Annotated in this window: 21 protein-coding genes; 8 read left to right on the top strand and 13 right to left on the bottom strand. The window is 62.0% G+C overall.

Going from position 1 to position 21,597, the window contains the following annotated elements; translation table 11 throughout:
* Positions 1-58 precede the first annotated feature (58 nt).
* Entirely contained in the window at positions 59-970 is a 912-nt protein-coding gene (locus AC3EML_RS15735; RefSeq protein ID WP_023671416.1) for a S1C family serine protease, read from the bottom strand.
* A gap of 430 nt (positions 971-1,400) precedes the next feature.
* Here AC3EML_RS15735 and yghU point away from each other — a divergent pair, with 430 nt between their 5' ends.
* A complete protein-coding gene (gene yghU, locus AC3EML_RS15730; RefSeq protein WP_023671415.1) occupies positions 1,401-2,270 on the top strand; it encodes a glutathione-dependent disulfide-bond oxidoreductase in 870 nt (289 codons plus the stop codon).
* Positions 2,271-2,390: 120 nt separating this feature from the next.
* On the opposite strand, the gene AC3EML_RS15725 is transcribed toward yghU, so the two are convergent.
* Entirely contained in the window at positions 2,391-3,590 is a 1,200-nt protein-coding gene (locus tag AC3EML_RS15725; RefSeq protein WP_352521098.1) for an aminotransferase-like domain-containing protein, read from the bottom strand.
* Between the two features lie 270 nt (positions 3,591-3,860).
* On the opposite strand from AC3EML_RS15725, the gene AC3EML_RS15720 reads away from it, so the two are divergent.
* A complete protein-coding gene (locus AC3EML_RS15720) occupies positions 3,861-4,601 on the top strand; it encodes a sulfotransferase family protein (RefSeq protein WP_023754595.1) in 741 nt (246 codons plus the stop codon).
* 22 nt (positions 4,602-4,623) lie between these two features.
* Here the strand turns inward: AC3EML_RS15720 and AC3EML_RS15715 are convergent, their stop codons facing one another.
* The 4 genes from AC3EML_RS15715 to AC3EML_RS15700 all read right to left on the bottom strand — a co-directional run bounded on the left by AC3EML_RS15715 (position 4,624) and on the right by AC3EML_RS15700 (position 6,435).
* Complete coding sequence (locus AC3EML_RS15715) at positions 4,624-4,812, bottom strand: hypothetical protein (RefSeq protein ID WP_023671412.1); 189 nt, start codon at positions 4,810-4,812, stop codon at positions 4,624-4,626.
* 285 nt (positions 4,813-5,097) lie between these two features.
* Positions 5,098-5,802 (bottom strand): Crp/Fnr family transcriptional regulator, encoded by a 705-nt coding sequence (locus AC3EML_RS15710; protein WP_352521002.1) that lies wholly within the window; start codon positions 5,800-5,802, stop codon positions 5,098-5,100.
* A 163-nt stretch (positions 5,803-5,965) separates the two neighbouring features.
* Entirely contained in the window at positions 5,966-6,139 is a 174-nt protein-coding gene (locus AC3EML_RS15705; RefSeq protein ID WP_023689840.1) for a hypothetical protein, read from the bottom strand.
* A gap of 140 nt (positions 6,140-6,279) precedes the next feature.
* A complete protein-coding gene (locus AC3EML_RS15700) occupies positions 6,280-6,435 on the bottom strand; it encodes a DUF1127 domain-containing protein (protein WP_352515062.1) in 156 nt (51 codons plus the stop codon).
* Between the two features lie 233 nt (positions 6,436-6,668).
* On the opposite strand from AC3EML_RS15700, the gene AC3EML_RS15695 reads away from it, so the two are divergent.
* Both AC3EML_RS15695 and AC3EML_RS15690 read left to right on the top strand, forming a co-directional pair.
* On the top strand, positions 6,669-6,824 hold the full coding sequence (locus AC3EML_RS15695) for a hypothetical protein (protein WP_352515061.1): 156 nt from the start codon (positions 6,669-6,671) through the stop codon (positions 6,822-6,824).
* A gap of 218 nt (positions 6,825-7,042) precedes the next feature.
* Positions 7,043-7,879, top strand: coding sequence for an SLC5/6 family protein (locus AC3EML_RS15690; RefSeq protein WP_023693768.1), 837 nt, complete (start codon positions 7,043-7,045; stop codon positions 7,877-7,879).
* Between the two features lie 317 nt (positions 7,880-8,196).
* On the opposite strand, the gene AC3EML_RS15685 is transcribed toward AC3EML_RS15690, so the two are convergent.
* On the bottom strand, positions 8,197-9,264 hold the full coding sequence (locus tag AC3EML_RS15685) for a M35 family metallo-endopeptidase (protein WP_352521003.1): 1,068 nt from the start codon (positions 9,262-9,264) through the stop codon (positions 8,197-8,199).
* A gap of 268 nt (positions 9,265-9,532) precedes the next feature.
* Between AC3EML_RS15685 and AC3EML_RS15680 the strand changes: the two genes are divergently transcribed.
* From AC3EML_RS15680 to AC3EML_RS15665, 4 genes are all read left to right on the top strand, one after another.
* Positions 9,533-10,159: a nuclear transport factor 2 family protein gene (locus AC3EML_RS15680; RefSeq protein WP_352521004.1), complete on the top strand. Its 627-nt coding sequence runs from the start codon at positions 9,533-9,535 to the stop codon at positions 10,157-10,159.
* 48 nt (positions 10,160-10,207) lie between these two features.
* Positions 10,208-12,166, top strand: coding sequence for a hypothetical protein (locus AC3EML_RS15675; RefSeq protein ID WP_023734000.1), 1,959 nt, complete (start codon positions 10,208-10,210; stop codon positions 12,164-12,166).
* Positions 12,167-12,263: 97 nt separating this feature from the next.
* On the top strand, positions 12,264-15,347 hold the full coding sequence (locus AC3EML_RS15670) for an ATP-binding protein (protein WP_488505251.1): 3,084 nt from the start codon (positions 12,264-12,266) through the stop codon (positions 15,345-15,347).
* Positions 15,344-15,481 carry a hypothetical protein gene (locus AC3EML_RS15665; RefSeq protein WP_155921578.1) on the top strand — a complete coding sequence of 46 codons (138 nt, stop codon included), beginning with the start codon at positions 15,344-15,346 and terminating at the stop codon, positions 15,479-15,481. The genes AC3EML_RS15670 and AC3EML_RS15665 overlap by 4 nt, the downstream gene beginning before the upstream one ends.
* A gap of 95 nt (positions 15,482-15,576) precedes the next feature.
* Here the strand turns inward: AC3EML_RS15665 and AC3EML_RS15660 are convergent, their stop codons facing one another.
* From AC3EML_RS15660 to AC3EML_RS15635, 6 genes are all read right to left on the bottom strand, one after another.
* A complete protein-coding gene (locus tag AC3EML_RS15660) occupies positions 15,577-16,560 on the bottom strand; it encodes a substrate-binding domain-containing protein (RefSeq protein WP_352521005.1) in 984 nt (327 codons plus the stop codon).
* A 128-nt stretch (positions 16,561-16,688) separates the two neighbouring features.
* Entirely contained in the window at positions 16,689-17,741 is a 1,053-nt protein-coding gene (locus tag AC3EML_RS15655) for an ABC transporter permease (protein WP_023705098.1), read from the bottom strand.
* Positions 17,741-19,258 (bottom strand): sugar ABC transporter ATP-binding protein, encoded by a 1,518-nt coding sequence (locus tag AC3EML_RS15650; protein ID WP_352521006.1) that lies wholly within the window; start codon positions 19,256-19,258, stop codon positions 17,741-17,743. The genes AC3EML_RS15655 and AC3EML_RS15650 overlap by 1 nt, the downstream gene beginning before the upstream one ends.
* Positions 19,255-20,268: a LacI family DNA-binding transcriptional regulator gene (locus tag AC3EML_RS15645; RefSeq protein WP_352515053.1), complete on the bottom strand. Its 1,014-nt coding sequence runs from the start codon at positions 20,266-20,268 to the stop codon at positions 19,255-19,257. Before AC3EML_RS15645 ends, AC3EML_RS15650 begins: the two co-directional genes overlap by 4 nt.
* 266 nt (positions 20,269-20,534) lie before the next feature.
* Complete coding sequence (locus AC3EML_RS15640; protein WP_352497247.1) at positions 20,535-20,999, bottom strand: GFA family protein; 465 nt, start codon at positions 20,997-20,999, stop codon at positions 20,535-20,537.
* Positions 21,000-21,031: 32 nt separating this feature from the next.
* Positions 21,032-21,568 (bottom strand): cysteine hydrolase family protein, encoded by a 537-nt coding sequence (locus AC3EML_RS15635; protein WP_023747809.1) that lies wholly within the window; start codon positions 21,566-21,568, stop codon positions 21,032-21,034.
* Positions 21,569-21,597: the final 29 nt, after the last annotated feature.

Below are 21,597 nucleotides of genomic sequence, written 5' to 3'. Positions count from 1 at the left end.
TTCGCGCCCCCCCCCTCTGCCCTGCCGGGCATCTCCCCCACTTGGGGGGAGATTGGCTTCACTGCAGATGCGGTTTCTTCAAAAAGCTGTTTCGGTCGGCGGATTTCACTCGCAGCCAAGTCTCACGACCGTCACGCACGACCCTGAGAGGAATCTCCGAACCCGCCGGATTCTGCCATAGCTTGCGGTAGAAATCGGCGAGACCGTCGACCTCGCCATCGCGCACGTCGGAGATGATGTCGCCCTGGCGCAGGCCGGCCTTGGCGGCGGGGCCGCCTTCGGCGACGCTCATCACCACGACCGCACCGTTCGACTCGGCCGAGAAGGCGCCGAGCCATGGGCGCGGCGGCTTCGCCACCTGGCCGCGCGTCAGGAGATCGTCGAGGATCGGGGTCAGAAGGTTGATCGGCACGACCATGTTGATGTCGGCGACCTCGCCGTTGCGGCTCATCTGCAAAAGCAGCGAACCGATGCCGAGCAGGCTGCCATCCTGGCCGATGAGCGCCGCGCCGCCCCAGGACGGATGCGCCGGGGCAATGAAGATCGCCTCGTCGAGCAGATATTCCCAATAGCCGGCGAATTCCTGCTTGGTGACGATGTGTGCCTTGACCGAGCGGCCGGTGCCGTCGGCAAACACCACGGGGTCGCCGATCTTCGCCTTCGAGGCGTCACCCAGCGCCACCGCCGGCAGGCCGAGCGGCGCCAGCGCCTGCACTAGGCCGAAGCCTGTCTCCTGGTCATAGGCCAGCGCATGCGCCGGCACGACGCGGCCGTCCTGGTCGGTCAGCCAGACCTCCTCGGCCTCGGTGATGAGATAGCCGATGGTGAGCACCAGCCCGTCGCCGCGGATGACGACGCCGCTGCCTTCCCGGCGCGTGCCCAGGGCATTGGCCGTGAAGGCATCGTCGGGAACCATGGCGCGCACGCCAACGACGGAGCGCAAGAGCGGGGAAACGGGATCGATCGGCATGCGGTCATCCTGGCAGATATGCGTGGGCAGTATCCTCTATAGGTATGCCGCGCTGCACAGGGCGCAAGGGCTTAGGCAACAAGGCAATCATTTCAGAGGCTGGCGCTGCTCCTCGTCCGCCTGCCGGCACCTTCTCCCCCGTATGGCGACGGGGAGAAGGGAGATGGCCGCAACATCGGCGCTCTTGGCAACGCTGGCAATTGGCGAAATCAATAGGCGACAGCGTCCTTCTCCCCGTCACTATACGGGGAGAAGTGCCCGGCAGGGCGATGAGGGGCGGCGCCGACATCGATAATAGTTCAACACAAGTTGAACCTTTCTGAATTGCACCTATGTGTTCCCGTATCTAGGTTCCGCCGACTTTTCCGCCATCAGTCTCGCGCCCTCGCGCAAGTCGTTTTCGCCCCGCCAAACCCAAGGAATTTCCCGCATGACCGAATACACCCCGCCGAAAGTCTGGAGCTGGAAGAAAGCCAATGGCGGCACGTTCGCCAGCATCAACCGGCCTATTGCCGGTCCGACGCATGACAAGGTGCTGCCGGTCGGCAAGCATCCGCTGCAGCTCTATTCGCTGGCGACGCCGAATGGGGTCAAAGTGACTGTCATGCTGGAGGAGCTTCTGGCGCTCGGCCACAAGGGCGCCGAATACGACGCCTGGCTGATCCGCATCAACGATGGCGACCAGTTCGGCTCGGGGTTTGTCGAGGTCAACCCCAACTCCAAGATCCCGGCGCTGCTCGACCGCAGCGGCAAGACGCCTGTCCGCGTCTTCGAGTCCGGTTCGATCCTGCTTTATCTCGCGGAAAAGTTCGGCGAGTTCCTGCCGACCGAACAGCCGGCGCGCGCGGAAACCTTGTCGTGGCTGTTCTGGCAGATGGGTTCGGCGCCCTATCTCGGCGGCGGCTTCGGCCATTTCTACGCCTATGCGCCGGAAAAGTTCGAATACGCCATCGACCGCTTCGCCATGGAGACCAAGCGCCAGCTCGACGTGCTCGACCGGCGGCTGGCAGAGACCGAATATCTCGGCGGCGCCTTCTATTCGATCGCCGACATGGCGGTATGGCCCTGGTATGGCGGCCTGGCGCTCGGCCGCATGTACAATGATTCCGCCGAGTTCCTGTCGGTGCAGGACTACGAGCACGTACAACGCTGGGCCAGGGCGATCGACGCCCGCCCGACCGTGCAACGCGGCCGCATGGTCAACCGCGCCTTCGGCGACCCCGCCATGCAACTGCACGAGCGCCACGACGCCAGCGATTTCGAGACGAAGACGCAGGATAAATTGGTGGTGGCGGAGTGACTTTTTTACCCTCCCCCTTGTGGGGAGGGTCGATCCGCAAAGCGGATCGGGGTGGGGGTCGGCGCCAAGCACCCCCACCCGACCTTCGGTCGACCTCCCCACAAGGGGGAGGTAGGGCGCCTAGCCCTTCATCAATTTCGCCAGCCTCGGCACGCCCTCACCCACGGCGCGTTCATCAGCCAGCGTAAAGCTCATCCGCATCGTGTTGCGGCCCGAACCGTCGGCGTAGAATGCGTTGCCCGGCACGAACGCCACGCGGGCTTCCTTGACCGAGCGGGCGAGCAGTGCCGTGGCGTCCGCACCTTCGGGCAGCGTCAGCCAAACGAACATGCCGCCTTCCGGTCGGCTCCAGCTGACGCCATCCGGCATTTCCGCTTCGAGTGCTGCAAGCAAGCCGTCGCGGCGCTGGCGATAGGCGCCGATCAGCTTTTCCACCTGGCTGTCGTACACGGCCTCGGAGACGCGGTGCATGACCAGCTGGTTGATCGACGGGCTGTGCAGGTCCGACGCCTGCTTCATCAGCACCAGCCGCTCGACGACACGGCGCGGCGCGCAGACCCAGCCGACGCGCATGCCCGGCGACAGAATCTTTGAGAACGAGCCGCAATAGAGCGTGCGGGCGTTTTCGATGCCGCCGGAGCGTTCGCAGTCGAGCGCCAGGATCGGCGGCTGGCCCTCGCCGTCATAGCGCAGCGCGCGATAGGCGGCGTCCTCGATGACGGCAATGTCGAGCTCGCCGGCAAGGTCGAGCACCGCCTCGCGCTGCTGGCGGTTCAGCGTCTCGCCGGTCGGGTTGGCGAAATCGGGCACGAGATAGGCAAATTTCACCTTGCCGCCTGCAGCGGCAGCCGCCGCCTGGTAGGCGCCGGGCGTCATGTTGCCGCCATCCGGCGTCAGCCGGTGGTAGCGCGGCTCATAGGCGTTGAAGGCCTGCAACGCGCCGAGATAGGTCGGCCATGTCACGAGTGCTGTGTCGCCCGGCGACAGGAACAGCTTGCCGAGATAATCCAGCGCCTGCTGCGAGCCGGAGGTGATGAAGATGTTGTGCTCGTCGCAGGCGATGCCAAGCTTGCCCATCTGGCCCGCCAGCCATTTTCTGAGCGGCAGATAGCCTTCGGAGACCTGATACTGAAGTGCTGCGCTCGCCTCCGCGCCGCCCAGCACCGAGGCGTAAGCATCGGCGATGGCTTGCGCCGGAAACAAGGCCGGATCGGGGATGCCGCCGGCAAAGGAGATGATATCGGGCTGGTCGAGCAGTTTGAGCAGCTCGCGGATTTCCGACGCCTTCATGCGCGAGGCGCGCGACGCCAACAGGTCCATCAAACTCACGAGCCAACCTCCCGGGATACGGCATCTGGTCCAGCATGACCGTCCCGGCCATGCGAATTTAGGTCAATCTGGCTGACCTATTATCAGGCTCCCCCACCCGCGGGAATAGCCAGACCGTCATTCCGCGTGGCCCAGACGAAAAAGCAAACACATTTTGACCCCTGCACAGGGAAAATTGTTGCGCGCCGAGGGGCGCGGATGCAACCTCATTCCGAGCGGACCGGCATAAAAAGAAAAGCGGTCTCAACCAGGGGAGATAAAATGGCGCTTGAGCTCATCGGGGCCGGATTCGGCCGCACCGGCACATGGTCGACCTTTGCCGCGCTGAACAGGCTGGGCCTTCCCAGCTACCACATGCAGGAAGTCATCCTCAACAAGGCCAACAAGGGCCATCTCGACTTCTGGCGCAAGGTGGCCAACAGCCCGCCCGGCAGCCAGCACGACTGGACCAGAGTCTTTGCCAACTACAAGGCGACGGTCGACAATCCGGGATGCTGCGTGTGGCGCGAATTGATGGCCGCCTATCCCGACGCCAAGGTGCTGCTCACCCTGCATCCGCGCGGCGCCGAGGCCTGGTACGACAGCACCATCGACACGATCCACTTCACCGAGACATTGTGGCAGTTCAAGGTGCTGGAATGGCTGACGCCGTTCGGCCGCAAATTCGGCGACATGTCGCACAGGCTGATCTGGGGCCGCACGCTTGCCGGCGTGATGGACGACCGCGCCAAGGCGGTGGCGCGCTACAACGCCTATACCGAGGAGGTGATAGCGGCCGTGCCGCCGGAGAAGCTTCTGGTGTTCAAGGTCAGCGATGGCTGGGCGCCGCTCTGCGGCTTCCTCGGCGTGGCGCTGCCCAACGAGCCTTTCCCCAACCTCAACGACCGCGAAAGCGTCAAGAAGATCATCCGCGACATCATCAAGGGCAGCTACATCATGCTGGGGCTGTCGGTGGTGGCGGTGCTTGCGGCGGTCGCGGCGCTGTGGTGGTGGCTGGGGTAGCCGCCGGACCGTCAGGGTACCGCTACTTGCGCGTGATCCAGCCGAGGAGATCCGGCTCGACATCTTCGTGGTCGGTCAGGTCGCGAACCAGGGAGGCGGCGAGCGCGCGCCAGCGCTTTTCCGGGACATTGTCTTCCATCACCGATTTGATGAAGGCGGCGCGCAGGATGGCGCAATCGAAGGCGGATACATCGAAAAGCAGTTCTGCCATTTCGGTTTTCCCCGTTCACATCGGGCGCGCGAGCCTGTCGAAGCCTCAGGCGCCAGCGCCCCATATACATGGTCGACGACAGCAGATTCATACTCTTGCCGAACCAAGGTTCAACACAATTCGATTGTACGGTTTTTACCAAGCCATTGCGGTTCGTTGCCCGCTTTTGCGCCGATGCTAGATTTGCCGGGCGGCCTCTCCCCAGACGGCCGCAAATGGCCGGCGCGGCTCTGGCAACATGCTTTCACCGGCATTCGCGTCGGCCATTTCCAGCCCGTGCCAGGCTCAGCCCAGCAGGCGTTCGTATTCGGCCTCGGCCTGGCCGTAGAAGCCGTCGGCGACGGCGATCAGGCCATCCCGGTCGCGGATGACGATCTCGCCGCGCCGCGACCGGATCAGGCCGCGCCCTTCCAGGATCTGCAGGCCGATGGTGACGCCCGGACGCCTGACGCCGAGCATGACGGACAGGAACTCATGCGTGATCTGGATCTGATGGCCGACCACCCTGTCGTCACACATCAGGAGCCATCGGGCCAGCCGATCCTCGAGCTTGGCGCGGGCATTGCTCAGTGCCGTGGATTTGGTCTGGCCGTGCAGATAATGGGCATAGCGCAGCAGGAAGGCGCGAAGCGTCGGGCTTTTCTGCAGCGCTGCCTTGAACGGCTCGGAATCGATGCACACCGCCTCGCCCGGCATCTGCATGTAGCAATCATGGGGCGCCCAGTCGGCGCCCATCACCAAAGCGGAGCCCGACATGCCTTCGTGGCCGATGATGCCGACCTCGGTGTCCAGGCCCGGCCGGTTCCTCGCCACCACCGAGGCCAAGCCGCTTTCCAGGAAGCATACCGAGCCGACCGGCTCGCCCGCCATTTCGAGCGGGGCTTTGAGATCGAGCACACGATGATGCAAATGCGGCGCAAGCAGTGCGAAGTCGGCCGGGTTCATGCGGCGCAAAAGGCCGCTTTTCTCCTTGCTGACCGACTGGTCCATCGCTCTCTCCCCAAGGGCAAGAGCACATGTCATCCGTCGGCGCCCTGCCCAAATGCAAACGGTCATTGGACGATAGCTGACTCGGATTCAGCCATTGTACTTCGTACAAAACCGACAAATCAGGGGCGACGCCCCATGGATCAATCCAGCAGCTTTTCCTGGATCAGCGCTTCGGGCGGTCAGCCGCAACCATGCGCGCTTCGCGCACGATGGACGAGCGATCGTTGCCGATCAGCGATGCGATCTCTTGTATCTGCTGCTCGGAGGCCCCGGTTTCCCGCGCCAAGGCCGCGAGCGCCTCGGCGCTCAGACCGGACTGTCTCGGTTGCTCCGCCATGGCTCCAATGCCTCCTGTCGGGGCAGGAGTGCGATGGTCGCTCCCAAGCGTCAGCGCCCATTGATGTGGCCGACGATGCTGCACTGTACGCTTCCGAACAATCGATGGCGAGCGATATATTAGCGACGCTGGATGCGGCCCTAGAACGGCAGCCTTATCTCATCGATCGACCTCGACTCCGTCCAGCCAATGTCCTTCTGGATCTCCGTCGGCAGCGCATTCAGTGCGCGCACGGTCTTCCTGTGCTTGCTGGCGCACGCCAGGGCAGCGCGAATTCTGCTGAGACTTTCAAACATCGGTTACCTCCATGCAGCAGCAGAGCGCTGCCTTAGGCCCGCTCTTGCACGGCCTCTGTAACCGATCGATTGCGCGGCAACGGTGAAGCGCTTCACAAACCGATGCCGGCCAGAAACATTTGTATACAAATCAATTCAGGGAACGGGAGAGTCGCTAAGGAAGCCGCGCCAGACTGCCCGCGTCCAAAAGGCCGATATCCGCGTCGAGCTTGCGGGACGCTGGACCCAGGGGCATGACGGTCTGCAATTTCGAGAAAATGGGCGGCATGCACCATTTCGGCGGCACGGCGAGCGAGCAGACCGACTTCCGTCACAGCGTGGCGGTGAAGCTCGACCATGCGAAGTTTTGCGATCTGATCGTGGCTGCGCTGGAGCGGCTCAAGGGGTGACTCCCTCTTCCCGGGCAATCGCGTAGGATGCGCCGCCTTATGCGATTGCCCTGCCCTCCGGCGTCCGCCCGCCTCGGCTATGGACGAATCCCATCATGCGCAATAAGGATGGGGTCTGCCGTGGCGCTTTCGCGCCGAGGCAGGCGACGTTCGATCAATGACGCTGCGCCGGGCGCCTTTGACGCCCCGCAAAAGTGTCGATACCGGGGGATCTGGTCATGACCGACAACAAGCCGACCGTAGACGTTACCAAGGACTGGCAGGCAACGCAGGGCCAGAAGTCCGGGGCCACGCGGCTGCGCCTGTTCGCCGTGCTGTCGTGGGTCATCGCCATTGGCGGCGAGATCGCCGGGATCGTACTGCTCTACAAGCACAAGTTCGACCAGGGAAACCTGCCGCTGCTGATCGGCATCCTGGTCGGGATCGCGATATTCGCCATCGCCGGCAGCCTGCTCTGGAAGGCGGCCAACCGGAAGGACCCGGCCCGCGAATCCGACACGTTCCGGTTCTTTGTCCAGAACCAGCTCGGCGCGATCATCACCCTGATTGCCTTCCTGCCGCTGGTTCTCTTGATCCTCAACGACAAGAACATGGACCCGAAGAGCAAGAAGGTGGCCGGCGGTATCGGCGCCGTGCTGGCCGTGCTGGCGACGCTGATCGGGGTCAGCTACCAGCCGCCATCGGTCGAGCAGTACACGCAGGACATGAACACCTGCGCGGAACAGATCAAGGCGGGGCAGCCGACCACGGCCTGTTCGCCCGAAGTCGCCGCCCAGGCGCAGGCGATCGCCACCGACTCCACCACGGTGGCCGCGGCGACGAAGGACGCGGCGCACCCCAATGGCCAGGATGTCGTCTACTGGATCGCGCCGGAAAACGGCGCCGCCAAGTCCGACACCGAGCATGTCTTCCACCTCTGCGCAGCGGTCAGCCCGCTGAAGGACAAGACCGTCAACAGCGGCTCGGTAACGGAAGCCTACGCCCAGAACGCCATCCGCATCACGAAGCAGATCGAGATGGAACAGAAGCAGTGCGGGTTTACGGCTGCGCCGTGAATCGGCCAGGGTTTGGCGCGCGCAGTGGATCACTGCCAAACCGGTCCAGTTCGTGTTGTCCGCATTAGCATGCGCGCCAGGACTTCGATCCTACATTTCGGAGCCAGCCGGCGGGCGGCTTGCCAAATCCTGACAGGACGAGACGAAAGTTGAAAGTCGCATTTTGGCCGAGAGCGACCGGACCGCTTTCGGTGTGCGGGAGCGATAGCGGACATTCACCATGCGATCGCAATGTGTCCGGCCCTCGGTGATCTTTTCTCGTTTCTGATGGCAATACGGCACCCGTATCCACGCTGGATCAGTTGCCTGGGTGTCCCTCACATCGGAAGATCCGGGTTGTTCTCCGCAAAGTATTCATGACTATCGGCATTTTCTGTGGCTTGCGGGGGGTTTTCAACCGCGAGTAGCTTGGCGGTATTTTGACCACCAGAGGAATAGTCGTCTGTGAAGACGACGACCTCAAAGTGACTAATTTCGTGTACAATCGTTCCAGATCTTGAATCCGTTCCTTTCAGAGCGGCTGACCAGAACTTTTGACAAACAAAGATATTATAAGGTTGACCACGGAACACATACGCATAAACTCCCGGTCCGCAGACGCTGCCGTGACATCCAAACGATATTGCTTTGTTTGCAAGAGCATCCGCAATCTTCGAGAAATTTCCAGTGGCCTTCGCGTACAGTCCTACGGTATGCGCCCCAAACCATGTCAGATATCGTTGGGAATTCGGTTGCTGGGCAGAAGGCGTGCCCTGCAAAACCTGCAGGGCAGCCGAGGCTATGTTGTTTGCTTCCGCCAGCGCAGCGCCAATATCGTCCTGTTGAGAGCTGTCACACTGGTCGAATTTGGGTGCCGAGAGCGGTATCCGTTCCGGAGGAATTCGACCGGATAGAAGCCTGAACGTGACGGCGTTGCTCAGAACCTGGGCGCGTCTCAGGGCACCTTGAGGGCCAACCAGCAGACCCACTCTCTCTGTATCATAGGTAACCGCATAGATCCCTGCTTCATAGATGGCGTAGTACAATGACAGATCGACGGGCACCGAAATCGATTGTCCGGGTTCGATATTGATAAAGTCAGCCTCGGTCGGTTCTGCTCGCTTCACCAAAGGGCCAATATACTGAATTGGCTGCGACCCTCTCGCTACTGAAAAAATTTCGCCCGAGACGCCGTCGATCGGCGTGGTCCACCTGAGCAGTCTGATCGGGCTGCGTGACCGGTTCGTGAGAGTAAAGTCAATAATTAGTGGGGTATCGTTTCCAAAAGAAGTCAGGCGCGATTGCAGAACTATCTCAATTTCCTGATTCTGCTGCGCAAACGCCAAAGGAACTATACTAAAAAAGGATGAAATTAGAAACACCATATTTCGAACAATGTTCGGCATTTTTTGCTCCTGTGTAACCACGATTAGAATCTATTGTTTCGACTACGTGAGCTTTTATTTTGCTAACACATGCCAGATTACCCACAGCTGATCCGGCAATCAGGAATAAAATTGCTGCAGACAGGGGAGTACAACTTACCACAAATTCACAAATTCAGGAATACGACATCCCCGGCCTCCAATGACATCGATTTTCACTGGCGCCTTTTTTGGCGTGGTATAAGATGAACCGCTACTTTCCCATCAAGCTCCATCCGAGGGGGCCATTATGAGCGAGCGTTGGAAAGGCTTAATAACAGTCTGCGCGATTTTGAGGTATTTTGCCCTGGCGTATGGGTTCTGTTTTGCTTTCAGCGGCACTGCTTTGGCTGATTCATGTGGAACAGAGGCTACTCATGGCTGGAACGTCAATAATAATCCTCCGGCCGAAGACCGTCAGGCAATCCAAGATCTTTTGTCCCGCTACGCCTGGACGATCGACGAAAAAAATGCAGCCGCGTTCGCCACCCTCTTTGCGGAACCTAAATCGTCTTACTATGAGATTTGCGATGCAGGCAGCAGTGTCCTCGAGCTGACACTCGACCTTGGCCCAGAGTCGGCACATGATCTTCTCGTGCAAATGAAAATAATAGTTAAGAAACTGGAAACCGATAAACTCCAGACCCGGCATCTCGTGACCAACACCTTGTTCGACGTGGTTGACGACAAGACGGTGAACACCAAATCGATAGTCCTTGTGACAATGCAGGACTCCCACTCTTCGGCACCGAGTGTTGACTATTCGGCGGATGCCCGCGCGTCTGTTGTAAAGGGCGATGACGGCATGTGGCGATTTCAATCGCTTACTGTCCACGCTGACTATGACGCTGGCTCTGTCGCAGCGAAGAAGCGATGACGCCCAGAGATCGGCCATGGGTTCACTGGCACGCTCCAGTGGGCTGAGATGCGTGCTGTTGCGCTGATCGCTGCTGTCCTCGGCGTTGCGTTTCTCCTGTTGTCCGGGACGATCGGACATGAAGCTTTCGTGTCGACGCCGCGAGCCGGCGAGAGGCAAGGCTCCAATCAGGCCGACATGATTTGCAGCAAGGCGGGCAACTGCGCGGCGTCACCATTGCCAGGCAGTTCCGCTTTCGAGCCGCTGCGCCCTCGCAGCGTCGCTTTCGCTCCCGCTGAACTCGATGGGAAGGCGTTCGCCGAAGCCGTTACGCGATGGAACCCTGACATCTTTTGGGCGCCAGCCTCAAAGAGCACCGACGTCATAACGAGGTCTGGCGATGAAGCGCGGGCGGTGTTCGGTCCTATTCCAGAGGGCGATTGCGGCAGCCCACAGATGAAGGTCATCCCACTGGAAGTTGATGGCAATGTCGTCGACCTCAAGCCCAATCCGACAAAACCGGGCTCTCCGCTGGAGTTCGAGCACAGCAATGAGAACGGAGAGGTGGTGAAATGGACGGCGACATTGCCCAGATGCGACAAGCCTTCGCTAACTGGCAGCTCAACCTACTGTGGGCTGAACTCACGTGCAGTAAGGGTCGTGCGCGGCAACGTGGAATGGCTGTTCCTCTGCAGAAAGTCCAATATCAGCCACGAGGTCAGCACCGATCCCTACTGGACACGGTCGGATCCGAGATTTTCCGTCTTCGGCACCATCGGGTTCAATCGGAAATCCGGAGAAATCATCTTCTTCGACGGCCGCAAGGACCGGAGCGAGTTCGATTGGTCAAAGCCCTTCGTTCCGCCAGGCGGGCGCAACTATTCCGATGACATCGGAAGGGTTGCGGCGGAGAAAATATATGACCCGACGTTCCAGATCTCGTGCCATGCATGCCATGACAACAAAAGCCCCTATGTGATAGATCCGCACATTGAACAGAGCAGGGTCGGTTTCCGTTCAGCCCGCGATTCCAAATCGACCGCCTTCAGCCTGGGAGATTTTCTACCGCGCCGACCGCGGTTGCCGGGCGCGCCGTTCCGCGTGGTCGGCTCCGGTTACACCGGCACCTATCCCAATGAACTTAGCCAAGCCAGGACGGTCGAAGATCCGACCGGAAACTGCACAAGCTGCCACACGCTTACCACACAAATCACCGGCCGCCGTTTTGCCGCGGACGCAGTCGGGTACGAACCGGCGGTCACATCGCCAACCTGGGTCCAATTGCTCGAGCTGCACGAGGAACAGACCGTCTACGCCGGCATAGAAGCACATCGCACGGACTGGGCGATCGGCAGCAGCGGCATCCATCCCTGGATGGTGCCGGGGTCCGGCAATGACCTGTCCTCAGGAACGCCTCGATTGAGCTTGGAAGACTGGCGCAAGCTGAGCGACTGTCTGTGGGGAGCCGGCGGTCCTGAGTGTGGCTACCGCCCACTCTACACGCGCTGCCCGGCGCCAGAAGCGCAGGATGAAGGCTCTTCGCTTGCCGATGCCGAGATTCGGGTTTTGCCTCCACCGCCCGGAGAGGACGTCAGGACGCGTGTCCTTCGCTTAAGCTGGACCTTTCGCAACAGCTACGGTGGTGTTCCCGAGCGCGACGATATCAGGATCAATGTGGCAGTCAGCGCGGGCACGATTCCGGCAAACGGGGATCCGCCGCAAAGTGGCGAGTATCCAAGCATCGAGCAGGCAAAGGGCATCAGCGTCGAGGCTATCTCCGGTCCAGTCGGTTCAGCCGGCTCCAGCTTGTGGATCGAGAACGTTTCGTTTGCTGGTCACAAGAAATGGAGCGATCCGGCGCCGTCGATGTCGCCGCGCACCTTCCAGATCGATCTGCCCGGTGAATGCAACCGACGCACCTTAGTTCGTTTGGTGCCCAAACGGTTCTGCTTCGACCAGAGCCAAGCGGCATTTAGCGAGGCAGACCATTTGATCTACGCCGATGTTCAGTGTGGCGAGCTTCAATGAACCACCTGACGCGATCGAAAGCGACTGGTGAGCGCCGGGATTTGCGATAACATGACTGGGTGCTACATGGTCGCCGCACTAAGGAGGGTCCCGGAGCGTGACCACGCCGGTTCCATTGGCTAGCCCCATTTTGCCCGGCAATCCGGCGAAACCTGTTGCGGAACGGCGTTATCTCACCATCCTGTTCTGCGACATGGTGGGGTCAACCGAATATGCCGACCGCCTGGATCCCGAGGATTTCCAACACCTGATTGAGAGCTTTCTACAGACCTGCAGCAGCGTCGTCCGGCGCCGCAAGGGCGTGACGGCTAGTTACATCGGCGATGCTATTCAGGCCTATTTCGGCTATCCAACAGCTGGTGAGGACGACAGCGAGTTCGCGGTGCTGGCCGCGCTCGAGATCGTTGATGCGGTGGCCACCATCTCCGCAAATCAGGGATATCCGTTGCAAGTGAGGATGGGTATCGCGAGCGGCCAAGTCGTGGTGGGTGAGTTCGTCGGCGCACCGAGCGGTGTATCCACCGTCGCCTTCGGTCACGTCGCGCATCTAGCGGCACGGCTGCAGGTACTGGCCAAGCCGAATACGATCCTTGTCGACGCGGCGACCTTCGAGGCCGCAAGCGGTGCGGTTGATTTCACCGGGTTCGGCAAACATGAACTGAAGGGATTCGCCGCGCCAGTCCAGGTTTGGCAGGTGCAAAGGGCGCGCATGGTGCCGACCCGCTTTGCAAAGCGGGCGCGTATGACCAAGCTGTGCGGCCGCAACGCCGAATTGCGACTGCTGATGGAGCACTGGGAGACTGTCGTGCGCGACAGGCGTGGCAATGCCGTGTTGGTCTCGGGGGAGTCGGGAATCGGCAAGTCCCGGTTGCTCAACGAAATCCAGCAGCGTCTGCGCAGCTTTCCGCAACTGACCATGCAATGTTCTCCGACCTTTGAGAACAGTACCCTTTATCCATTCCTTGCAGAGTTGCAGAGGATTGCAACGATCGAGGACGGTGACTCAACGGAAGAAAAGCTTCGAAAGCTCCGCAACGGATTGTCGATAGGCTCGGTGTCCAGCGACATCGCGCTGGCGATCTTCTCAGGCCTGCTCGGGATGCCGACGACAATGCCGGACAGGCTTGAAGGGATAAGTGCCGAACGACAGCGCAACATTGCCGAGCAAGCATTCATCGATCTGGTCAGTTATTTGGCGCGAACTACCCCGATCCTGATCTTGTTCGAGGATGAGCAATGGGCCGATGCGACCTCGCGCGACCTTCTCGAAAAAATCGTCGCCAGCCTGGCTTCGACACCCGCCCTCTTGCTTGTGTCGAGCAGGAACAACGCAAGCGTTCCATGGGTCGACGGTCCTGACGGGCACCATATCAGGCTTGAAGCGCTCAGCCGAGCGGACGCTGAAGCGATTGTCCATGACATTAGTCCGAACGCGCTCGCTGCTGACGTAGCAGCGGTGCTCGATCGCGGTGAAGGCGTCCCGCTCTATATCGAAGAGCTTACTCGAAGCGTGGTCGAAACAGGGTTGCGCCTAGACGTATCGCAGCCCAAGCGTCTGTCACTCACGAACAACATTCCAAACTCTCTGCAGTTCTCGTTGCTTGCCCGTCTCGACAGGCTGGGGACCGCCAAGGAAGTCGCGCAGGTCGCGGCGGCGATCGGCCGCGAATTCGATTTCGACATGCTGCGCGAAATTTGTGATTGGCCTGAAGCGGAGTTGCGCGCTGCGGTTGGTGAGCTGATGCGCACAGGGCTGATCGTAGCCGAGCGAGGGACGGCCGGAGCAGGCTTTTCGTTCACCCACGTGCTGCTACAGCAGGCCGCTAGAGGCACGATGCTGCACGAACGTGCGCAACAAATTCACAAATCGATTGCCGAATGCATCGAGCTGCGCGACCCCAACGCGGGCTTTGCCTATCCCGAAGTGCTCGCTGAGCATTTCGCCGACGCCGGTCTGTTCGATCGCGCCGCTGACTACTGGCTGCAGGCAGGGCTGAAGGCCGCCAAGACTTGGGCGAAAGTTGACGCAGTGCGTATCTTCAGGAAAGGGCTTGAAGCAGCGAAACTCTTGCCTGACTCCGACGATCGTAGCCGCAGGTTGCTTCGCTTCGAACTGGAACTGGGCGACGTTCTGTACGCTGCGCTCGGCTACGTGACGGGCGAAGGCAGTGCCGCGTATCAGCGGGCCATAGCGCTGAGCGGGAAGCTTGGCGAACTGGAGGCGACGATTAGGGCACTCGACGGGCTTTTCGGTACCCATTTCAACTCGGGCCAGTTTGGTAAGGCCCTCGCGGCCAGTGATGAATTAATTCGAGTCGGCGAGGAGGGCGGCTACCTAAACGCGCTCGTTATAGGTCTGCAGTTTAAGGGCATGAGTCTGTTCTGTCAGGGTGAGTTGGCGGAGGCTCGGCAATATCTTGAGCGCGCTCTCAGCCACAAGGGCAGTGCAGACGAGGTCGGCAGCGACTTTCCGAGTATGGCCATGATCTACCTTTCGTGGACCTTGCATATTCTGGGGTATCGCCGTCAAGCGCTGAAACTCTACCTCGAGGCGGAGGCGACCGTTCGGCAGCAATCCGCCTATCGCTTGGCCGCCTGCTTGGGAAACGGGTGTGTGTTGTTCGCCTTCCGCGAAGAGAGCAGGGATATCGCTCGGCTGGCGGATGAACTTCTGCCATTAGCGCAGGAAAACGGTTTCAACCTCTGGACACGGGTGGCGCGCTTTTTTGGTGGCTTGGCTGCATCAAGCCTCGATGACAGTCTGGTGGGAAGCCATATGATGGCATTGACCGAGAGTGACCTTGAAGATCAGGAAGTCGACAAATCGTGTTATTTAGGCTTACTGGCCAAAGCTTTCATTAACTCTGGACAATTCGATATAGCGGCAGAGACCGTCGAGAAAGGTCTGCGCGAGGCCGAAAAGATTGGCGAGCATTACTTTACAGCTGCCTTGCTTCGCATTCGCGGCGAGATCGAACTTGCAAATGGAGTCGGAGACAGAGCGGCAGAGGCTTCTTTCCGCGAGGCTATTGCCTTTGCGCGGCAGCAGCGCGCTAGGAGTTGGGAGTTGCAGGCGACCAATAGTCTGGCAAAGCTATTGCGGTCACAGGGTAAATTCGAAGAGGCGCGTGCGGAATTGCGGGAGATCAACGATTGGTTCATCGCAGCAGACATTGAGTGATTAACGACGCATCACGTTCTGCCGGCAATCTCGACGAGCGCGGATTCGGCAACATCACGATCCCCGGCGCAGCCGCAACTTACGGTTTAAAGCAGACCAACGTCCGCTTACGGGTAGCGATGGCATTGATCTGAAGGCCGGCAGCGGCCATTCACCCGTAGCTCGCCGCAACGCAACAAGGCCCCTCCCGGGGCCTTGCTTTCAACCTCAGTGCTGAGCGTCGCCCCCCTCACTTCCCCATCAGCTGCTTGGCATTCTCGGCCGTGATCGCCGTCGTCTCCACGGTCACCGTCTTGTCCACCTCGGTCGCGCAGTCGAGCAGGATCTTTTTCGACATCTCGATCGCTTCCTTGGCGCCTGTCGGGTAGGTGAAGGTTGCGACCCAGTCGCCCTTGGCGACGGCTTCGATGCCGCCGGCCGGGCCTGGCAGGCCGTCTGTGCCGATGATCTTGACGTCCTTGCCCGCGCCCTTGGCGGCAAGCAGCGCGCCGGCGGCCATCATGTCATTGGAGGCGTAGAGCACCTTGATGTCGGGGTGCGCCTGCAGCATGGCGGCGAAGGCGACCTGCGCCTTGTCCGGCACCCAGTCGGCGGCCTGCTCGGCGACGATCTGGACTTTCGGGTTGCCCTTGACGCCTTCCTTGAAGCCGTTGAGGCGTTCGACAGCCGGCGTCGAGCTCGGCAGGCCTTGCAGCACCGCCGCCTCGCCGCCATCGGGCAGCAGCGTCTTGGCGGTGTACTTGCCGGCTTCCTCGGCGATCTTGAAATTGTCGCCGCCGATGAAGGCGGTGTAGTCCTTGCCGGGGTCGCCGACCGTCTTGCGGTCAAGCTCGATGACCGGGATGCCGGCATCCATGGCGCGCTTCACCGCCGGCGTCAGCGGTGCGGCCTCGAAGGGCGAGATCAGCAGGATGTCGACCTTCTGGGTAATGAAATTGTCGACCTGCGAGGTCTGCGTGTTGACGTTGCCGGCACCGTCGGCGATCTGCAGCGTGAAGCCAGGCACTTCCTTGGCGGCCGCCTCCAGCTCGTCATTGACGTGCTGGCGGTAGGGCTCGGCATTGTTGGCCTGCGAAAAGCCGACGACGAACTGGCCGTCCTTGGCGCAGGCTTTCACCAGCGGCTCGGCGGCGTAAGCGGAGCCTGCAATGCACAGGCCAGCGCCTGCCAGCAGCACGGCCTTGAGGGTCGATCCTCTTAGTGTCGTTTTCATAACTCACTCTCCTCCTCGTCCGGCCGGGGGGCCAGACCTTGGTTTGACGTTCACGTGTTGCCGTCTCCTCCTTGTTTGTTTGTGCATGTCGTCATCGCAAAACCGATGTCACTTTTGCGCGACATGCACTAACGACCCAACCCCTCGCGGCGGCGAACGAGGGATTGAAGCACTGCCGCCAAAACGATGATCGCGGCGGTCGCGAGCAGCTGCATGGCGGGCGTGATGTTGTTGAGCTGCAGGATGTTGGCTAGCGCGCCAAGCATGATGGTGCCGGCAACGGTGCCGACCATCGAGCCGGCGCCGCCGAACAGGCTGGTGCCGCCGATGACCACGGCGGCGATGGCCGTCAGCTCATAGCCCATGCCGTCATTGGCGCTGCCGAAATTGAACTGGCCGGCATGCACAATGCCGGCAAGGGCGGCGGCAAAGCCGGTGATGGCATAGACCGAGATTTTCACCATCGACACCGGCACGCCGGATATGCGCGCGGCGCGCTCATTGCCGCCGACGGCAAAGACATAGCGGCCGAAGCGCGTGGTGTTGAGCACGATGGTGGCGATCGCGGCAAAGACGACGAACACAAGCGTCGCCACGGGCACGGTGTTGTTGAACAGCCGCTCGCCCAGCACGGCGAACACCGGCGGCGCCAGGCCCGGCCCTTCGCCATAGGAAATGTTGATGTACTGGTTGCCGGAGACGACCAGCGCCAAGCCGCGCGCGGCCTGCAGGCCGGCCAGCGTGACGATGAACGGCTCCAGCCTGAAACGCGTCGAGATGGTGCCCTGGATGGCGCCGAAGACGATGCCCAAAGCGAGCACGGCGAGGATGGTGGGGATCAGGCCGAAGCCGCCGGAGATCATCATCGAGGCGGTGACGACGCTGGACAGGCCAAGCACCGCGCCGACCGACAGGTCGATGCCGGCGGTGATGATGACGAAGGTCATGCCGATGGCGATGATGCCGGTCTCCGACACGGCGCGCACGATGTTGGCGATGTTGTCGGGGTTGAGGAACAGGATCTCGCCGTGGCGGCGCGGCGAGAAGATGATGCCGCCGATCGCCACCAGCACCAGGCCGATCAGGCTCTGGAAGCGCACGATGAGCGCCAGCGGGTCGCGATGCTTTTGAGGCGCCGCCATCACCGGGCTCGCTGCCACTGGATTGTTGTCCTGGGACATCAGGCCTCCCTGCCGTTAGCCGCGGCCAGCACCGTGTGCTCGTCGACGCCGCCCATGAATTCCGCCACATTGCGCCCCTGGCGCAGCACCACGACGCGGTCGCACAGACCGATCAGCTCCGGCATCTCGCTGGACGCCACCAGAATGCCGAGCCCTTGCGCGGCGAGTGCCCTGAGCCGCTGGTAGATCTCGCCCTTGGCGCCGACATCGACGCCGCGCGTCGGCTCGTCGAGAAGCAACAGGCGCGGATTGCCGAGGATTTCCTTGGCCAGCACCACCTTCTGCTGGTTGCCGCCCGAGAGCGCGCCGACGGCGATATCGGGGTTCTTCGGCCGGATATCGAACTGACCGAAGGATTCCTTCACCGCCTCGGCCTGGCGGCGCGGCGAGACCAGCCAGTTCGGCGAGATTCGGGATATGACCGACATCACCAGATTGAGGCCGACGGCCATGCGCAGCATCAGGCCCGAGCCCCGGCGGTCGTCGGTGACGAAGGCGATGCCGGCGTGGCGGGCAGCGCTGATCGAATCCAGTTTCACCGGCTTGCCGCCGACAGCGACCTCGCCCTCCCAGCGGCCGGACAGGCCGGTGCCGTAGAGCGCGGACAACAGTTCGGTGCGCCCTGCCCCCATAATGCCGGCCAGGCCGACGATCTCGCCTTCATGGACATCGAGCGAAACGCCTTGCGGCGCCTGCCAGCCGGCGCTGTCGCGGGCGAGCTTGAAGCTGGCGTTCCTCAGGCTGAGCAGCGGCTTGCCCGCGGCCTTGGCGCGTTGCGGATAGAGTTCGTCCAGCGGACGTCCGACCAGCAGCCTGACCAGCTCGGCCTGCGGCGCGTGCGGCTCGGTGATGCCGGCGACACGGCCGTCGCGCATTACCGTCACCCGGTCGGCAATCCCTGGCACTTCCTCCAGCCGGTGCGAGATGTAGACGATGCCGACGCCGGTGGCTGCGAGTTTTCTCATGATGTCGAACAGCCGCTCGACTTCGCCGACGGTAAGTGCGGCCGTCGGCTCGTCCATGATCAGCACGCGCGAGGCGTAGGACAGCGCCTTGACGATCGCCACCACCTGGCGCTGGCCGATCGACAGGTCCGCCACCATGGCGGCCGGATCGATGGCGATCTCGATGGCTTCCAGCCGCTTCTTGGCCTCGCGGCGCATTGCCGGCACGTCGAGGAAGCCGCCCGGACGCATCAGTTCGCGGCCGAGGAACAGATTGGCGGCGACATCCAGCGACGGCACCAGGTCGAGCTCCTGGAAGATGGTGGCGATGCCGGCCGCTTGGGCCTCACGCGGGTTGTTGAAACGCACGGGTTTGCCGTCGATCTCGATCGTGCCTTCGTCCGGCGTGTAGACGCCCGACAACAGGTTCATCAGGGTCGACTTGCCGGCGCCGTTCTCGCCGAGCAGCGCGTGGATCTCGCCCGCCTTGAGGTCGAAGTCGACGCCGCGCAGCGCCTGCACGCCGCCGAAGCGTTTGACGGCGCCGGTCATCACCAGCAGCGGCGCGGTCATGTTAGCCTCGTGTGGGTCGGCCTCCCGCAGGAGGCGCGCGCCCGCAGCGTCGCCTGCAGCCGCACCGAACGCGGCGCGGAACCGGTCGCCGCGATGCGGGCGCTGAGCAGGGCCGCGGCCTGCCTGCCTATCTCGGTGCAGGGCTGCGCGACCAGCGTCAGGCGCGGTTCGAAACAATCGGCCCATTCGAAATCGTCGAAGCCGGCCAGCGACAGATCGCCCGGAATGGTGAGGCCTTTTTCGCGGATGGCGCGGACGGCTCCGATCGTCGTCATGTTGTTGCCGGTGACCAGTGCGGTTGGTGGCGACGGCAGCGACAGGATGGCGTGGGTGGATGCGGTCGCCGCCGCCGTGTCGACATTCTCGGCCGAGAGATAGCGCGGCACGCTTTCAAGTCCATTGGCGGCGAGCGAAGCCTGGAACGCCTCGATGCGCTCGCGCGTCGTCGTCAGGCCGGGCTGTCCGGCGATATAGCCGATGCGCTTGTGGCCGAAGGAGGCGACATGGTCGATCAGCGCGCGCATCGACGTTTCGTTCTCGACGCCGATCTGGTCGAAGCGCTGGTCGGCGAAACGGTCGATCAGAACGCATGGCATCTTCTTGTCGGCGAGGTAATCGATGGCGCGCTGCGGCGAGCCCGACGGGGCCAGGATGACGCCGTCGACGCGGCGCTGATGGAAAGCGCGCACCACCTGCAGCTCGCGGTCGGGATCTTCCTGGGTGTCCGACAGGAAGACCATCAGCCCGAGCCGCGCGCATTCGGCCTCGACCGCGCAGATGATGTCGGTGAAATAAGGGTTGGAGATCGCCGAGATCGCCAGGCCGACGCTGTTGGTGGTCGAGGCCTTCAGCGAGCGCGCCAGCTCGTTAGGCTGGTAGCCCATGGCGGCAATGGCGTCGTTGATCAGCCTCGCCTTTTCCAGCGAAACGAAGCGCGTGTTGTTGACGACATGCGAGACGGTCGACACCGACACACCGGCGCGCCGCGCCACTTCAGCCATTGTCGGCAAGACATATCAGCGCCTGCAAGCGCTCCTCCCTAGTATGCGTTTCCCATCCGCTCTGATGGCGGATTTCAAGGGAGCTTAGGGTGATCGAAACGTTTGCGCAATCAATTCGATCCAAATTTTTAGCGGGGCTTATCTCCCCCCTCGAGGGGGAGATGTCGCCGAAGGCGACAGAGGGGGTCGGTTCGACTAGGCTCGGCCTCCTGCGGCAGATGGAGGTTGGCGCTTCACGCGATGCGACCCCCTCTGGCCTGCCGGCCATCTCCCCCTCAAGGGGGGAGATTCGCAGTTTCACCGAACTCCGCCACCAGCCCCTCATACGCCTCAAAGGCCGGCAGCGCCTCGTAACTGTGCACCGCGGGCGTCGTCGCCCAGGGGAGTTTCTCGCTGGTCCATGTCTCGATGAACGGCGTGAACCAGCCAGGCTCGTCGAGCATGGTCGGACGCAGATTGACGAACCAGTCGAGCCCTTCGGGGCGCGTGAACATCCAGCTCATGCAATGTGGGCAGAAGTAATGACGCGAGGCGCCGTGCAGTCCGCCGATCACCGGCTCGCCTTGCATGATCTCGAACCCGTCCGAGGGAATGGCGGCGCTCAGCGAATAGGCGCTGGCCGACATGCGCTGGCAGCCGATGCAATGGCAAGCCATGGTCAAAAGCGGTTTTGCGGAAATCTTGAGCCGCACACGTCCGCAGCGGCATCCGCCTTCGGCCGGCAATTTCAGGGTTGGCACGGCGGTCTCCCACTCTTCGAAGCGCCGGCGCTTCAGTCGCCGGTCAGCGCCTTCGTCGTCACCAGCGTGACGCCGGCATCGGTGAAGTCCGCATTGTACCGGGCGATGATCTCGGTCGCGGTTTCGCCTTCAGTGTCCAGCGTCGAGTGCGCATCGGAAACGACAGTGACGCCGAAGCCTTCGGCCAGGGCGCCCTCAACGGTGCCGGCGATGCAGAAATCGGTTTGCGCTCCGGCAAGCACGACTTCGCCGACTCCTTGCCCGGCCACCCAGGCGCCAAGCTCGGCATTCGAGAAGGCGTTGCGGACGGTCTTGGAGAATGTCGGCTCGTCCTTGGCCTGGCCGAGTTCCGGCCATACCGGCCAACCCGGCTCGCCGGGCGCCAGCGGATCGCCGGCCGGCCCGTCATGCCTGACGAAAGCAACCTTGCGCCCCTCGCGCCGCGCCCAGTCGATCAGCGAGCAGGTACGCTCGGCTATGCCAGGCGCATCGTGGATCGGCGGCTCGACGCGGCCGTCGAACATGTTGGTCTGGAGGTCGATGACGATGAGGGGAGCGAGGTTTGGCATGGCGCGAAGATAACGCGGGCGATGGGAGG

This window comes from Mesorhizobium sp. P170090 (assembly GCF_057786115.1).
The sequence above is the reverse complement of the archived record's forward strand: the minus strand, read 5'-3'. Positions and strand labels throughout refer to the sequence as shown.